Annotated in this window: 13 protein-coding genes; 2 read left to right on the top strand and 11 right to left on the bottom strand. The window is 68.8% G+C overall.

Annotation, left to right across the window (positions count from 1 at the left end):
* Window positions 1–344: 344 nt before the first annotated feature.
* The 10 genes from GBZ26_RS17015 to ccoN form a co-directional block, all read right to left on the bottom strand.
* Window positions 345–2,615, bottom strand: coding sequence for an NADP-dependent malic enzyme (locus tag GBZ26_RS17015; protein WP_035669991.1), 2,271 nt, complete (start codon window positions 2,613–2,615; stop codon window positions 345–347).
* A gap of 218 nt (window positions 2,616–2,833) precedes the next feature.
* The gene (locus GBZ26_RS17010; RefSeq protein ID WP_236778152.1) at window positions 2,834–3,496 is read right to left on the bottom strand and encodes a Crp/Fnr family transcriptional regulator; all 663 of its coding nucleotides are present in this window, start codon (window positions 3,494–3,496) and stop codon (window positions 2,834–2,836) included.
* A gap of 207 nt (window positions 3,497–3,703) precedes the next feature.
* Window positions 3,704–3,841 carry a cbb3-type cytochrome oxidase assembly protein CcoS gene (ccoS, locus tag GBZ26_RS30325; RefSeq protein ID WP_246653670.1) on the bottom strand — a complete coding sequence of 46 codons (138 nt, stop codon included), beginning with the start codon at window positions 3,839–3,841 and terminating at the stop codon, window positions 3,704–3,706.
* The gene (locus tag GBZ26_RS17005; RefSeq protein ID WP_174439844.1) at window positions 3,795–6,278 is read right to left on the bottom strand and encodes a heavy metal translocating P-type ATPase; all 2,484 of its coding nucleotides are present in this window, start codon (window positions 6,276–6,278) and stop codon (window positions 3,795–3,797) included. Before GBZ26_RS17005 ends, ccoS begins: the two co-directional genes overlap by 47 nt.
* A 78-nt stretch (window positions 6,279–6,356) precedes the next feature.
* On the bottom strand, window positions 6,357–6,881 hold the full coding sequence (locus GBZ26_RS17000; protein ID WP_174439843.1) for a FixH family protein: 525 nt from the start codon (window positions 6,879–6,881) through the stop codon (window positions 6,357–6,359).
* 46 nt (window positions 6,882–6,927) lie between these two features.
* Window positions 6,928–8,478 carry a cytochrome c oxidase accessory protein CcoG gene (gene ccoG, locus GBZ26_RS16995; RefSeq protein ID WP_174439842.1) on the bottom strand — a complete coding sequence of 517 codons (1,551 nt, stop codon included), beginning with the start codon at window positions 8,476–8,478 and terminating at the stop codon, window positions 6,928–6,930.
* 308 nt (window positions 8,479–8,786) lie between these two features.
* Complete coding sequence (gene ccoP, locus GBZ26_RS16990) at window positions 8,787–9,674, bottom strand: cytochrome-c oxidase, cbb3-type subunit III (protein WP_174439841.1); 888 nt, start codon at window positions 9,672–9,674, stop codon at window positions 8,787–8,789.
* Window positions 9,675–9,677: 3 nt separating this feature from the next.
* Window positions 9,678–9,839, bottom strand: coding sequence for a cbb3-type cytochrome c oxidase subunit 3 (locus GBZ26_RS16985; RefSeq protein ID WP_014238792.1), 162 nt, complete (start codon window positions 9,837–9,839; stop codon window positions 9,678–9,680).
* Between the two features lie 13 nt (window positions 9,840–9,852).
* The gene (gene ccoO, locus GBZ26_RS16980) at window positions 9,853–10,593 is read right to left on the bottom strand and encodes a cytochrome-c oxidase, cbb3-type subunit II (protein ID WP_035672921.1); all 741 of its coding nucleotides are present in this window, start codon (window positions 10,591–10,593) and stop codon (window positions 9,853–9,855) included.
* A gap of 19 nt (window positions 10,594–10,612) precedes the next feature.
* On the bottom strand, window positions 10,613–12,109 hold the full coding sequence (gene ccoN, locus GBZ26_RS16975; RefSeq protein WP_059398493.1) for a cytochrome-c oxidase, cbb3-type subunit I: 1,497 nt from the start codon (window positions 12,107–12,109) through the stop codon (window positions 10,613–10,615).
* A 246-nt stretch (window positions 12,110–12,355) separates the two neighbouring features.
* On the opposite strand from ccoN, the gene GBZ26_RS16970 reads away from it, so the two are divergent.
* Complete coding sequence (locus tag GBZ26_RS16970; protein WP_174439840.1) at window positions 12,356–12,886, top strand: hypothetical protein; 531 nt, start codon at window positions 12,356–12,358, stop codon at window positions 12,884–12,886.
* 116 nt (window positions 12,887–13,002) lie between these two features.
* Window positions 13,003–14,211 (top strand): class I SAM-dependent rRNA methyltransferase, encoded by a 1,209-nt coding sequence (locus GBZ26_RS16965; protein ID WP_174439839.1) that lies wholly within the window; start codon window positions 13,003–13,005, stop codon window positions 14,209–14,211.
* An 83-nt stretch (window positions 14,212–14,294) separates the two neighbouring features.
* Here the strand turns inward: GBZ26_RS16965 and GBZ26_RS16960 are convergent.
* Window positions 14,295–15,592: class I SAM-dependent RNA methyltransferase (locus tag GBZ26_RS16960; protein ID WP_174439838.1), on the bottom strand; the 1,298-nt coding region annotated here is incomplete at its 5' end.

The raw sequence follows: 15,592 nt of genomic DNA, 5'->3' as shown, positions 1-15,592 counted from the left end.
CCGGCGTGCGAGCAGATGGGTCACGCTGTCGTTGTCAGAGCGACCGGCGAGCACCATGGTCACCACAGAGTGGATCGTCGGCAGCGTCAGATGTGGAGAAGAGACAGCCCCACAAGGCCGGCAGCAGCGGCGCCAGAACCAGCGCGGCGGCGAGGATCAACCGGAGGGGCGGCATCGGCTTGGAAGTCATGGACGGCGCTTCTCGTGCGTCACGCGGACGGTCTTGGAGACGGAACTCCGCTTTTACACCATCCCGCAAGCCGGTGAGCGGGCGTCACAAAAGATTAACGCGCGGGCCGGGGACATGCCCGGCCCGCGCGTCGTCCGAAAACAGCGCCCTTCGCTTACCAGGGCAGCGAGTCGTGGGCCGCCAGCGCCGCCGCGGTGACCAGATCGTTGACCGAGGCGCCCATGGTGACGATCTGCGCCGGCTTGTCCAAGCCGATCAGCAGCGGGCCGATCATCTGGCCGCCGGCCATCTTGTTGAGCAGCTTCGCCGTGATGTTGGCCGAATGCAGGCCGGGCATGATCAGCACGTTGGCCGGACCGGACAGCCGGCAGAAGGGGTAGACCCGCTTCATCAGCTGGTAGTCCAGCGCCACGTCCGCCGACATCTCCCCGTCATACTCGAAATCGACGCGGCGGCTGTCGAGGATGGAAATGGCCTCGCGCAGCGGGTCGGTGTGGGGGTGCGGGTGCTGGCCGAAGTTGGAGAAGGACAGCAGCGCCACCCGCGGCTCGTGCCCCATCTGGCGCGCCTTGGCCGCGGCCCCGATGGCGATGTCGGCCAGCGTCTGGCCGTTCGGCCGGACATGCACCGTGGTGTCGGCGATCAGCACCGTGCGGTTGCGCGTCAGGAAGACGTGCAGGCCGAAGACCGGCTCGTTCGCCTTGGCGTCGATGACCCGGCGGATCTCCTCGAAAGCCACGCCGAAGGTGCGGGTCAGGCCGGTGACCATGGCGTGGGCGTCGCCCTGCGCCACCATCAGCGCGGCGAAGACGTTGCGGTCCTGGTTCACCATGCGCTGGCAGTCGCGCAGCAGGGCCCCCTGGCGCTGCATCCGGCGGTACAGATAGTCGCTGTAGCGGCGGTTGGCGTCGGAGACGCGGGCGTTGTGGATCTCCAGCGAGACGCCCGACTGGCCCATCGCCGCCAGCTGCTCCTTGATGACCGCCTCGCGGCCGATCAGCACCGGCGTGCCGAAGCCGGCGGCGCGGTAGGCGAGCGCGGCGCGGATCGTCCGCTCCTCCTCGCCCTCGGCGAAGACGACGCGGCGCGGGTTGGCCTTCACCTTCTCCAGAATGAGCTGGAGGCTGTCCGCCGTCGGGTTGAGCCGGGTGCGCAGGCCGTTCCGGTAGCCCGCCAGATCGACGATGGGCTTGCGCGCCACGCCGGTCTCCATGGCGGCCTGGGCCACCGCGGCGGGTACCGTCACGATCAGCCGCGGGTCGAAGGGCACCGGGATGATGTATTCCGGCCCGTAGCGCAGGCGGCGGCCCGCATAGGCGGCGTCCACCTCGTCCGGCACGTCCTCGCGCGCCAGGGCGGCCAGCGCCTTGGCGGCGGCGACCTTCATCGCCTCGTTGATGGTGGTCGCCCGCACGTCGAGCGCGCCGCGGAACAGGTAGGGGAAGCCCAGGACGTTGTTGACCTGGTTCGGGTAGTCGGAGCGGCCCGTCGCCACGATGGCGTCGGAGCGGACGGCCTTCACCTCCTCCGGGGTGATTTCCGGATCGGGGTTGGCCAGCGCGAAGATGATCGGCTTGGCCGCCATCGACTTGACCATCTCCGGCGTCATCGCGCCCTTGGCCGACAGGCCGACGAAAACGTCGGAGCCGGCGACCGCCTCCTGGAGCGTGCGCTTGTCCGTCTCCACCGCGAAGGACGACTTCCACTGGTTCATGCCGTCGGTGCGGCCGCGGTAGACGACGCCCTTGGTGTCGCACAGGATGATGTTCTCGCGCGGCACGCCCATGGTCGTGAACAGCTCGGCGCAGGCGATGCCCGCCGCACCGGCGCCGTTGACCACCATCGTCACGTCCTTGAGATTCCGCCCGGTGATGTCGCAGGCGTTGATCAGGCCGGCGGCGGCGATGATGGCGGTGCCGTGCTGGTCGTCGTGGAAGACGGGGATGTCCAGCAGCTCGCGCAGGCGCTCCTCGATGATGAAGCAGTCCGGCGCCTTGATGTCCTCCAGGTTGATGCCGCCGAAGCTCGGCCCGAGGAAGCGGACGCAGTTGACGAACTCGTCGACGTTCTTCGTATCGACCTCCAGATCGATGCCGTCCACGTCGGCGAAGCGCTTGAAGAGGACCGCCTTGCCCTCCATCACCGGCTTGGAGGCGAGCGCGCCGAGGTCGCCCAGCCCCAGCACCGCCGTGCCGTTGGAGATGACGGCGACGATGTTGCCCTTGGCCGTGTAGTCGTAGGCCGTGCTGGGGTCCTCGGCGATGCGCAGGCAGGGAACGGCCACGCCCGGCGAATAGGCCAGCGACAGGTCGCGCTGGGTCGTCAGCGGCTTGGTCGGCGCGATCTCCAGCTTGCCCGGACGCCCGGAGGAGTGCAGCAGAAGGGCTTCTTCGTCGGTGACGCGCTTCGTATCGGGTTCGGTCATCGGGGTTCGGTTCCTGAGCGTAGGCTGTTGCAGCCGTTCTTCTTTGGGCCGGCCGTCGTTGTCATGCTCGGTTCCGGCCGGTCGGGCGGCGGATGTTAGCCCGCGCGGGCGCGTCCCGCCAGAGCGGGATCGCACGAAAGATGCGAAATTTTCCTGGAATACGACATATCAGATCACGAACGATGACCAAAGACATCGTTTCGTGTCCGAAAGGAGCCTCAGCAGCCCTCGGCCATGTCGTAGATGGCGTCCATGTCGCTGATCAGGACCTTGTTGCCTTCCTGCAGCGAGATGGCCCCGGCGGTCTTCAGCTGGGTGAAGGTGCGGCTGACCGTCTCGGTGGTCAGGCCCAGGTAATCGGCGATGTCGGCCCGGCTCATCGGCACGTAGACGGGGTTTTCCTTGTGGCCGCGCCGGGCGGCGCGCTGGGACAGCATCAGCAGGAAGGAGCAGATCTTCTCCTTCGCCGTCTTGCGGCCGAGCAGCAGCATCTGGTCCTGCGCCGCAGCCAGCTCGTTCGAGGCCATGGAGAAGAGACGGCGCTGCATCTTCGGGAACTCGTCCATCAGCGCGTCGATCTTCTTGCGCGGGAAGCGGCAGAGCGTCGCCGCCGTGACCGTTTCCGCGGTGTAGGCGTAGCTGTCGTTGACGGCCAGCCCCAGGAAGTCGCCGGTGACGAGGAAGCCGGTGATCTGACGGCGCCCGTCCGGCAGCAGTTTGTAGAGCTTCACGGTGCCGGCGGTGACGTTGTAGAGCGCGTCCGCCGCGTCGCCTTCGCTGAACAGGGTCTGGCCGGCTTCGACGCGGGAGGTCTGGAGGATGTCGGCGAGACGGCGCAGTTCCTCGGGGTCCAGGGCGGCGCAGACGGTGAGACTGCGCACGGGACAGGCCCCGCAGGGATTCATTTCACTCGCCGCGCCCTTTTCGCGGGCGCGCCCCATGTCAAAGGGTGGCATGGCATGACCCAACCCTTAGCCGTACAACGCTCCCATAATCGTCATATTCGGTCTGTTTCGCAACGGTGCTCGCAAGGGCCGTGGCCGAATTGCCATACGAATGCCTTATGAGCGGCCCGCCGGAGCGGCCGATCAGCGCCCTTTCGGCGGGGTGGACGGCTCGGCGCTGGGGCGCGGCGGCTCGTCGTCGAAGAGGATGCGGTGGGCCGCCCCGTCGAGATCGTCAAACTGCCCGGACTTGAGAGCCCACAGGAACGCCCCCAGGCCCATCAGCCCCAGGCTCAGCGCGATCGCGATCAGATAGAGAAGCTCGGTCATCGGTCAGGTCCTTGGTCACCGCGCCGCGGCTGAGCCGCAGGGCGTTGGCGATAACGATCAGGGAGGAGGAGGACATGGCCAGCGCCGCAAGGAGCGGCGTCAGCATGCCCGCCATGGCGATGGGCACCGCGAACAGGTTGTAGACCAGCGCGATGGCAAAATTCTGGCGCACCAGCCGCCCGGAGCGGCGGGACACCTCGAGCGCCTCCAGGATGGGTCGCAGGTGGCGGCCCTGGAACACCACGTCGGCGGCGGTCTGGCTGACGTCCACCGCGGTGGACGGCGACATCGACACGCTGGCCGCGGCCAGCGCCGGGGCGTCGTTCAGCCCGTCGCCGACCATCAGCACCTTGCGGCCCTCGGCGGCGAGCGCGTCGAGAACGGCGGTCTTGTCGGCGGGCGTCTGGCCGGCGCGCCAGTCCTCGATGCCGAGTTGCGCGGCCACAGCGGCCACTGCGCCGCGACGGTCGCCGGACAGCAGCCGGACGTCGAGGCCCCGCGCCTTCAGCCCGCGCACCACCGCCGCCGCGTCGGCGCGCGGCGCGTCGAGGAAGGTGATGCGCACCGGGGCAACGCCGGGGCGGGCCAGCCACAGCTCCGGCCCGGCGGCGTCCTCCGCCGTGTCCGGCGCGCCGGTGAAGGCGCGGCTGCCCAGCCGGATCTCGCCCCCAGAGCCATCCAGGGCGGCGCCATCCAGGGCGAGGCCGGCGCCGGGAATCTCGCGCACGCCGGCGGCGACGGGGACGTTGGGCAGCGCGCGGGTCAGGGCGCGGGCCAGCGGGTGGCGGCTGGCCCCGGCGAGCGCGGCGGCGAGGCGAAGGTCGTCCTCGGCCACGCCGTCGAGCTGCGGGACGGGCCGCCCCTCGGTCAGCGTGCCGGTCTTGTCGAAGACCACCGTGTCGATGACGGCCAACCGCTCCAGCGCCGTGGCGGTCTTCAGCAGGATGCCCTGCCGCATCAGCCGCCCGCTGGCGATCACCTGCACCACCGGCACGGCGAGCGCCAGCGCGCAGGGGCAGGTGATGATCAGGACGGCGACGGCGTTCATCAGCGAATCCTGCCAGGGCAGCCCGCCGAGCAGCAGCCAGCCCAGGAAGGTGCCCAGCGCCGCCACATGGACGACCGGGGCGTAATGGCGCGACACGCGGTCGGCGATGGCGACGTATTTGGCGCGGCCCTGCTCCGCCACCTCCATCAGCCGGACGATCTCGGCCAGCAGCGTGCCCTCGCCCACCGCCGTCACGGTCACGCGCAGCGGGGCGGTGAGGTTGAGCATGCCGGCAAACACGCGGTCGCCGGGGCGCACGCTGCCCGGCACCGTCTCGCCGGTGATCAGGGCGGTGTCGAGGTCGGACACACCGTCGGCCACCGTGCCGTCGACCGCGACCCGCTCGCCCACCGCCACCAGGATGGTGGAGCCGGGGCTGACCTGATCCGGCGGGACGATGGCGCTGCGCCCGTCCTCGTTCAGCACGGTCACTGAGGTGGCGTGCAGGCCGAGAAGCTGCTCCGCCGCCGAGCGCGCCCGGCCGCGCGCCCGCTGGTCGAGGTAGCGCCCGATCAGCAGGAAGAAAAGCAGCATCATCGCGCCGTCGAAATAGGCGTGCTGGCCGCTGTTGATCGTCTCGAACAGGCTCATGCTGGTGGCGAGCAGGACGCCGATGGTGATCGGCACGTCCATGTTCGTCCGCCCGCGCCGCAGCGCCTGGAAGGCGGAGCGCGCGAAGGGCCGCAGGGCGTAGGCGATGGCCGGCATGCAGACCAGCGCCGACAGCCAGTGCATCAGGTCGCGGGTGGCGGAGCCCATGCCCGTCGCGTGGCCGGCCCAGACCGACACCGACAGCAGCATCACGTTGCTGGCGCCGAAGCCGGCGACGGCCAGCGAGCGCAGAAGCTCCTTCTCCGTCTTCGCCTGGGCGTCGCCCAGCCGCTCCGGATCGAAGGGCACGGCGCGGTAGCCGATGCGGGCGACGGTGTCGACGACCGTGTTGGCGTCGGTCTCGGCCTCGCGCCACGTCACCGACAGGCGGCGCGTGGTCATGTTCAGCCGCGCGTGGGTCACCCCAGGCTGGCGGGCCAGCGCCGTCTCGATCAGCCAGACGCAGGCCGCGCATTGCAGCCCGTCCACCATCAGGTGCAGCGAGGCGGTGCCGTCCTCGGCGTGCTTGGCGTGGGGGGCGTAGTCGAGGGGCGGCGCCTCGCCGTCCGGGCGCAGGGGCCGGGCGGCGGGATCGACGCAGCGCCGCTCGTAATAGCGTTCCAGCCCGAGCCCGCGGACGAGGTCGTAGGCCGCCGCGCAGCCGGTGCAGCAGAAGGGACCGGCGCCGTCGGAGGCGGTGGTGCCGGTGCCCTCGGGATGCTCCTGCCCGCAGTGGAGGCAGACGGTCATGTCACGAAACCCGTGTGCTGGTGTGCCGTGCGCCCGTTCGATGGACGCTTGCTTGGGGGACGCTTGCTTGGGGGACGCTTACTTGACGAAGAGGCGTTGTTCGTCCTGATAGTCGCCTGTGGAATGGTGGATCTCCACGCGCAGGTCCCACTGGCCGGGCAGCGGCAGCGCCACCGGGGCGGCGAAGCGGCCCTCGCCCAGATAGGGCAGGTCGAGGCGGACGTCGTGCCCCTCGCTGGTCGGGCGGATGAAGGCGACCTTCACCTCGGCGTCCTTCAGCAGGTTGCCGTATTTGTCGTGCAGCGTCAGCGCCAGGATGCCCTTCTGCGCCTCGGTGGCGGTGAAGTCGGTGGTGACCTTCCAGCCGCGCTCGGCCTGGGCGCGGGCGCCGGCCAGATCCTCGTTGTACTTCAGCCCCTTCATGAAATGCTGCTCGGTCTGGACGCCGGTCCAGCTCGACAGGGCGAAGTGCAGCATCACGCCGTTGACCGCGATCACGACGGCGAAGCCGGCGACGAAGATCCAGGGGATGTACCAGCCGGGCTGGCGGCCGGTCCGGCGGGGCGGGGTGCGGCGGGTTCCGGCGTCGGTGGACAGCGTCATCGTCGTCTTGACCTTTGGTGAATGCAGCGCGAAGAGCCGGTCGGGATCAGTTGGCCGGCCCCATGAAGACGGAGTCATAGGTCGCCACCTCACCATCGGCCGAGGTAAGCCTGAAGGTAAGGGGCTGGGAGGCGCCTTGCAAACCGGTGCGCGGCGCGGTCACGAAAATTCTGTAGGTCGCCACCATGTCCGGATCGGCGGTCAGGCGCTGGGTGCCGGCCTGCTCGTCCTGACCATCGCCGGCCACCGACAGGCTGGCCCCCGTCACCCCGGAGACCGCCAGCGTGTAAGCGCGCGGGTCGCGGGTCATGTTGGAGATCTTGAAGGTGTAGGCGTTGCGCACCGACCCGTCGGACAGCGCCACGAACAGCGGCGCGCGGTCGCGCAGGACGCTGATGTCCAGCCCCGGCTTCAGCAGCAGCCCGACCCCGATGCCGCCGGCGATGACCAGCATCATCAGCGTGTAGAGAATCGTGCGCGGGCGCAGCAGGCGGAAGGGCACCGGCTGCCCGCCGGTGGCGACGGCCACTTGGCTGGTCTGGGTGTCGAATCGGATGAGGCCGGTGGGGCGCCCGACCTTGGTCATGATCTCGTCGCAGGCGTCGATGCACAGGCCGCAGCCGATGCACTGCATCTGCAGCCCGTCGCGGATGTCGATGCCGGCGGGGCAGACCTGGACGCAGTTGAAGCAGTCGATGCAGTCGCCCAGACCTTCGGCCCTGCGCTCCTCCCAGCTCTGCGACTTGCGCAGCAGGCTGCGGCCCTCGCCGCGCCAGTCCTGGTAGGTGACGATCAGGCTGTCCTCGTCGATCATCGCCGACTGGAAGCGCGGCCACGGGCACATGTAGGTGCAGACCTGCTCCCGCGCGAAACCGGCCAGAAGATAGGTGGTCGCGGTGAACAGGCCGATGAAGCCGAGGGCGGTCGAGGACACCTCGAAGCGCAGCATCTCGCCCAGCAGGGTCGGCGCGTCGGTGAAGTAGAAGATCCAGGCGCCGCCGGTCGCCAGCGCGATCAGCAGCCAGATCAGGTTCTTCAGGACCTTGCGCCCGGCCTTCCGGGCGGTCCAGGCACCCTGGTCGAGTCGGATGCGCTCGCCGCGGTCGCCCTCGACCAGCCGTTCGACCCAGACATAGAGGTCGGTCCACACCGTCTGCGGGCAGGCGTAGCCGCACCAGACGCGGCCCGCCAGCGAGGTCGCCAGGAACAGGCCCAGCGCCGCCAGGATCAGCGCGCCGGTCAGGTAGTAGATCTGCTGCGGCCACAACTCGACGAAGAACAGGTAGAAGCGACGGTTGGCGAGGTCGAGCAGCACCGCCTGGTCGGGGGCGTTCGGCCCGCGGTCCCAGCGGACCCAGGGCAGCACGTAGTAGATCGCCAGGAGAACCGCCAGCGCCGCCCATTTGATGCGGCGGAAGGTGCCGTGCACCGCCTTGGGATAGACCTTGGCGTGCTTCTGGTACATGGAGCGCGACGCGCGACGCTGCGCCTTCCGGGGGGCGGCGGGCGCATCCCCGGCGGCCGGGACTGGGCCTTCCAAGACATCGCCGTCCAATCGGTCGATACGGGGCGGCGGCTGTTCGGTGGTCGTGCTCATGACCTCGCCTTCTTCGTCTGGCGTCCGCCACGCGGGCGGCTTGGCCATGCCGACATGGTTCGGCTGTGGCGAGGGGACTATGGCGGCACAACGTCACAGGGGCATTGCGCTGGATCAAAGGATTTGGGGGCGGAATCTGGGTGCTTGCCCCCTCCCCCGCGCCCCTGTCGCCCGCGCCACTGCCGTGGACCGGAGAAAGGATGCCCGGAAAAAGAAAATGCCGGGGAGTCGCCTCCCCGGCACCGAAGTCCGGCGGACCCGCCAGGGGGGCGTCCCCCACCCCGGCCGGTCCTTCCTGTCTGGACGGCTTACTTGCCGCCGCCCAGGTTGTGGACGTAGACGGCCAGCGACTTGATCGTCGCGTCGTCCAGACGCTTCGACCAAGCGGGCATCACGCCGGCGCGGCCGTTCGTGATGGTCTCCATCAGCGTGGCCTTGTCGCCGCCATACAGCCAGTTGGCCGTGACGAGCGGCGGAGCGCCGACGTCCATGCCGACCGCGACCGAGCCCTGCGCGCTGTCGCCGTGGCAGGCGGCGCAGTTCTCGTCATAGACGGTCTTGCCCTTCTCGGCAGCCGCCGCGTCGGTCGACCGCTTGTTCAGCGACAGGACGTACTCGGCGACCTGACCGATCTGCTCACGGTTCAGGATGCCGTCCCGGCCGAAGGCGGTCATGCCGATGCCGACCGTCCCGCGGGTGTCGCCGTCATCCGCACGGATGCCGTGCTGGATGGTCTTGTAGATGTCGGCGGAGGTGCCGCCCCACAGCCACACGTCGTCGGCGAGCGTCGGGAAGCCCTTGGCGCCCTGACCGCCGGCGCCGTGGCAGGCCGCGCAGTTCTCGTTGAAGTAGGAGCGGCCGCCGGCCATCGCGAAGGCAAGGAGGTCCTTGTTCTTCTGGATGTCCTCGACCGAGGTCGCCGCAATGGCCGTCAGGTACTTTTCCTGGGCCTTCTTGCCGTCGGCGACCTTCTGCACCAGCTCCTCGCGCTGCGAGTAGCCGAGCAGGCCCTTCGTGTAGCTCTTGCCCAGCGGCCAGGCCGGGTAGAGCACGTAGTAGACGAGGGACCACGCGATGCAGACGTAGAAGATGTACAGCCACCACTTGGGCAGGGGGTTGTTCAGCTCCCGCAGGCCGTCCCACTCGTGGCCGGTGGTCTCGACGCCGGAAAGGGCGTCCTTTTCTTTCTGTGCCATGGCCTAAAACTCCTGACCATCTTCCTTGAGCGGGATCCGGGAGGCGTCTTCGAACTTGCCCCGGTTGCCTGGCCACATGGCGTAGACCACGATGCCGGTGAAGAGCAGGGCCAGCCAGACGGTCCAGAAGGACCGCAGGGCGACAGTGATCGAATCCAAGTCCATGGATCCCTCCCGGTTACTGCTGGAGCTGCTTGGGCGACTGGTACTTGGTGAAGTCCACCATGGTGCCCAGGACCTGCAGGTAGGCCACCAGCGCGTCCATTTCGGTGACGCCCTTGTTGCCCGTGAAGTTCGCCACGACGGCCTTCGGGTAGCGCTTCATCAGACCGGCCGTGTCGGCGTCCGGGTTCTTCTGCGCTTCGAGGTCGGCCTTGGCGCTGGCGATCTGCTCGTCCGTGTAGGGGACGCCGACGATGCGCAGGGTCTTCATGTGATCCTGGATGTCGGTGTACTTCAGCGGACGGTCCTTCATCCAGGCGTAGCCCGGCATGATCGATTCCGGCACCACGGCGCGCGGATCGACCAGATGGGCCACCTGCCAGTCGTTGGAGTACTTGCCACCCACGCGGGCCAGGTCCGGACCGGTGCGCTTGGAGCCCCACTGGAAGGGATGGTCGTACATGCTTTCCGCGGCCAGCGAATAGTGGCCGTAGCGCTCCACCTCGTCGCGGAACGGACGGATCTGCTGGCTATGGCAGTTGTAGCAGCCTTCGCGGAAGTAGATGTTCTGGCCAGCCAGTTCGAGCGGCGAGTAGGGACGGACCCCATCCACCTTCTCGATCGTCGACTCGATCGTGAACAGCGGGACGATCTGGACGAGGCCGCCGATCGACACGGTGATCAGGATCAGGACGATGAGCAGAAGCGTGTTCCGCTCGATCGTGTCGTGACTAAAGCCCTTTTTTTCCTCAGCCATTTTCTCAGTTCCTCCGGCGTCAGGCCGCACCGACCGCCGCCTTGTGCGGGGCGGAGGCATAGGGCTTCTCGATGCGGACGTCACCCTTGGCCGTGCGCCACAGGTTGTAGACCATGATCAGGGCACCAGCCAGGAACAGGACGCCGCCCAGCGCACGGATCACGTAGAAGGGATGCATGGCCGCGACCGTCTCGACGAACGAGTACTGGAGGAAGCCGAGGTTGTCGTAGGCGCGCCACATCAGGCCCTGCATGATGCCCGACACCCACATGGCGGTGATGTAGAGCACGATGCCGATGGTGGCGGTCCAGAAGTGGTAGCTGACCAGACGCAGGCTGTAGAGCTGCGAGCGCTTCCACAGGACCGGGACCAGATAGTAGATCGCGCCGAAGGAGATGAAGGCCACCCAGCCGAGCGCACCGGAGTGCACGTGGCCGATCGTCCAGTCGGTGTAGTGCGACAGGGCGTTGACCGGCTTCACCGACATCAGCGGGCCCTCGAAGGTCGACATGCCGTAGAAGGCCACCGACGTCACGAGGAAGCGCAGGACCGGGTCGGTGCGCAGCTTGTCCCAGGCACCCGACAGGGTCATGATGCCGTTGATCATGCCGCCCCAGGACGGCATCCACAGCATGACCGAGAAGGTCATGCCCAGCGTCTGCGCCCAATCCGGCAGGGCCGTGTAGTGCAGGTGGTGCGGGCCGGCCCAGATGTAGAGGAAGATCAGCGTCCAGAAGTGCACGATCGACAGGCGGTACGAATAGACCGGCCGCTCCGCGCGCTTCGGAACGAAGTAGTACATGATGCCGAGGAAGCCGGCGGTCAGGAAGAAGCCGACCGCGTTGTGGCCGTACCACCACTGCACCATGGCGCTCTGCACGCCCGAGACGAACGGGTAGGACTTCATCCCGGTCAGCGACACCGGGACGTTGACGTTGTTGCCGATGTGGAGGATCGCGACGGTCAGGATGAACGCCATGAAGAACCAGTTGGCGACGTAGATGTGCGACTCCTTGCGGGTCATCACCGTGCCGACGAACTGGATGGCGTAGAGGACCCAGATGACCGTCAGGTAGAGGTCGAGGATCCACTCCGGCTCCGCATACTCCTTGCCCTGGGTGTAGCCGAGCACGTAGCTGAGCGCCGCCAGGACGATGAAGATGTTGTAGTTCCAGAAGACGAACTTCGCGAGGCCCTCGCCGCCGAACAGGAACTGGCGGCTGGTGCGCTGCACGGAGTAGAGCGAGGTGGCGAACAGGACGTTGCCGCCAAACGCGAAGATCACGGCCGAGGTGTGGACCGGCCGCAGGCGCCCGAAGCTCGTCCACTCAAGGCCGAGATTCAGCGCCGGAAAAGCGAGCTGCAGCGCGATGAAGACGCCGGCCAGGAAGCCGACGACGCCCCAGAACACTGCAGCGATGACGAAGAGTCGGACGGCGTCTTCGTAGTAACGCACATTTTCCGACACCCGCTGGCTGCCCAGGGCGGCCCCTGGCGTCAGAGTCGCTGATGTCATTCAATCTCTCCCGTTTGCCCCGGGCGGCTCGGGCCGCTCCCTCTGAGGTTGCACCACCGCTGGGTACGTACTGTTAAGGAGGGGGGCAGGTTCACATACGATGCACTTCTTATGCGGACGCCGGTTGCGCCTGCCTCCAATAATCCCAATATGTGTAGGGGTGGACCTTGCAACATTGATCTACGTCAACGACCGGTCTTACCGGTGCCTGCCATCGTTCACCGTCCTTCACGCGGTCGGACGGGCATGGACGAAAGCTTCATCGCGAAACCTCTCGGTCAGCGTCAGATCGACCAGGCCTATCCGCTGGTGCGGGCCATCTTCCCGGACCTGCCGGTGGAGCAATGGCGCGCATTTGCCGCAGCACTTATCGGGCCGGTTGATACCCCCGCGACGCCGGCCGGCATCATGACCGTGCAGAACGCACGGGGGTACCTCCATGGACTTTTCTCATACGCTATTGCGGAGCATCTTCGCCACGGCCGAATTCTGGCCGTTGAGAATTTCGTCGTGCTCGACCTGTTCGACATGACGGGCCCGGCGGAGACTTTGCTGCGCTCCATGGATCGTCTGGCGCGCGGCCACGGATGCACGGCGATCCACACCGCGCTGCCGGAATTGCTGGCCGGGGAGACCGGGGCGCGCGGGTCCCTGCTGACCTGCTTTCACCAGGACGGGCACCGCACGGAAACCTTGCGGCTGTGCAAGGCGATGGACGGCGCCAACGACAACCGCGCGCATCGGTCGCAGGCGGAAAGCCCGCTCGGCATCCCGTAAGTCCCGCCGGAACGGGCCGGCACCCTGCCCCATCCCGCGACTCCATCCCCCGTTTCCCACGACTCCGGCGATGTGACCGTTTGCTCGGCGGGCGCGAGCGGCTAGGATGCGCCATCATGACCGACACCCCCACCACCCCCGTCAAGTACCGGGCGATCCATCTGCAGGCCGGCCGCCAGCGGCGCGTCCTGCACGGCCACCCCTGGGTCTATTCCAACGAAGTCCAGATGGACACGGCGGCCAAGGCCATCCCGCCGGGCAGCCCGGTGCGCCTGCTGGACCCCGGCGGGAAGCCGCTGGGCATCGCCACCTTCAACCCGCACACCCTGATCGCCGCGCGGATGCTCTCCGGCGACCCGGCGACGGTGGTCGACCACGCCTTCCTCGCCGGGCGGCTGAGGCGCGCCGTGGCGATGCGCGACGCGCTGTTCGACCGGCCCTACTACCGCGTCGTCCACGCGGAGGCCGACGGGTTGCCGGGGCTGATCGTGGACCGCTACGGCGACGTGGTGACGGTGCAGGCCAACAGCGTCTTCATGGACCAGCGCATCGACGCCATCCTGGCCGCCATCGACGAGGTGCTGGCCCCGCGCGCGGTCATCCTGCGCAACGACAGCACCCAGCGCGCGCTGGAGGGGCTGCCGGAGGAAAGCCGGCTGGTGAAGGGCGAGATCGACGGCCCGATCCGGCTGGAGGAGAACGGCGCCATCTTCTTCGCCGACCCGCTGGGCGGGCAGAAGACCGGCTGGTTCTACGACCAGCGCGACAACCGCGCCTTCATCGCCAAGCTGGCGAAGGGCAAGCGGGCCATCGACTTCTTCAGCTACAACGGCGGCTTCGGCGTGCTCTGCGCCGTCGAGGGCGCCTCGTCGGTGGTGTCGGTCGACCGCTCGCAGGGGGCGCTGGACAACGCCACCCGCGCCGCCGAGGCCAACGGCGTGGCCGACCGCTTCGAGGCGCGCCGCGCCGACGCCTTCAACGAGCTGGAGCGGCTGAACGCCGAGGGCGAGACGTTTGAGGTCGTCATCGCCGACCCGCCGGCCTTCGTGAAGTCGAAGAAGGACCTCGCCGTCGGCTGCCGGGCCTACCGCAAGATGACCCGTCTGGCGGCGAAGATCACGGCGCCGGGCGGCTTCCTGCTCTGCGCGTCCTGCAGCCACAACGTCGACCCGCCGACCTTCGCCGAGCAGGTCGCCCGCGGCCTGCACGACGCCGGGCGGACCGGGCGCATCCTGCGCAGCGCCGGGGCCGGGCCGGACCATCCGGTGCACCCGCATCTGCCGGAGTCGGCCTATCTCAAGGCCATCGTGATGCAGTTGGACTGAGAGGACCTCGCCACGAAGGCACGGAGATGGTGCCTTCGTGGGTCCCCGCCCTCCTCGGTGGGTCCCCGCCCTCCTCGCAGGCCCTATGGGCGGCTGAACACCCCGACGACCTCGACGTGGGCCGACCACAGGAACTGGTCCACGGGATAAACGCGGCTCAACACGTAGCCGCCGTCCACCAGCGTCCGGGCGTCGCGGGCGAAGGTCGCGGGGTTGCAGGACACCGCCACCACCCGCGGCACCTTCGAGCCGGCCAGCGCCTGCGCCTGGGCGGCGGCCCCGGCGCGCGGCGGGTCGAAGACCACCGCGTCGAACCGCGCCAGCTCCTTCGCCGTCAGCGGATTCTCGAACAGGTCGCGCCGCTCCGTGGTCAGGCGCAGCGCCCCCGCCGCCTTGTTCAGCGCGGCCAGCGCCGGGGCGTCCCCCTCCACCGCATGGACCGCCGCCCGCTGGGCCAGCGGGACCGCGAAGGTGCCCAGCCCGGCAAACAGGTCGGCCACCCGCTTCGGCTCCCCGATGTTGGCGAGGACGGCGGCGACCAGGGCAGCCTCCCCGTCGGCGCTCGCCTGGAGGAAGGCGCCGGGCGGCGGGGTGACCGGCAGGCCGGCGAAGGACACCGCCAGCGGGCGGCGGTGGGCGATGGGCTCCGGCGTGCCGCGGCCATCCGGCTGCCGCTCATCGGCCTGCCAGGATATGCGGGCCACCCCCTCCGCCTCGCCGAAGGCCACCAGCCGTTCCCGCGCCGCGCGGTCCAGGCTGCGCGGGCCGACCAGCACGAGATCGATCCCGCCCTCCAGGTCGGTGGCGATCACGTCGCAGCCGCCGCCGTCCGGCAGAACCGACAGCAGCAGCCCGCGCAGCGGCTCCACCAGGGCGAACAGGCCGGGTCGCAGGACCGGACACTCCGCCAGGTCGGTCAGCCGGTGGCTCATCCGCTCGTTGAAGCCGAGCCAGACGCGGCGCCCCCGCTTCAGCGCGGCGAAGCGGGCGCGGCGGCGCGCGGCCGGCGGCGTCCGCGACAACGGCTCAAGGGGCGCGTCGACCAGCCCGACGCGGGCCAGGGCGCCCTGCACCAGCCCGACCTTCCAGGCGGCGTAGGCGGCGTCCTCCATATGCTGGAGCGTGCAGCCGCCGCAGGTTCCTAAATGGGAACAGGGCGGCGCGGCGCGTCCGGGGCCGGGCTCCAGGATTTCGAGCAGGTCGGCGCGCAGGCCGTCTCCCTTGGCGTTGGCGGCCTCCTTCACGGCCACCCGCACGCGGTCGCCGGGAACGGTCAGCGGCACGAAGAGCTTGGCATCGTCGAAGCTGGCGATGCCGTCGCCGCGGGCGCCGACTTCGGTGACAATCACATCGGCAACACGGGGGGCGGCGCTGCGGGGGG

The sequence above is a fragment of the Azospirillum formosense genome (assembly GCF_013340925.1).
Classification (GTDB): Bacteria; Pseudomonadota; Alphaproteobacteria; order Azospirillales; family Azospirillaceae; genus Azospirillum; species Azospirillum formosense.
This window is presented reverse-complemented; position numbering and strand designations above follow the sequence as displayed.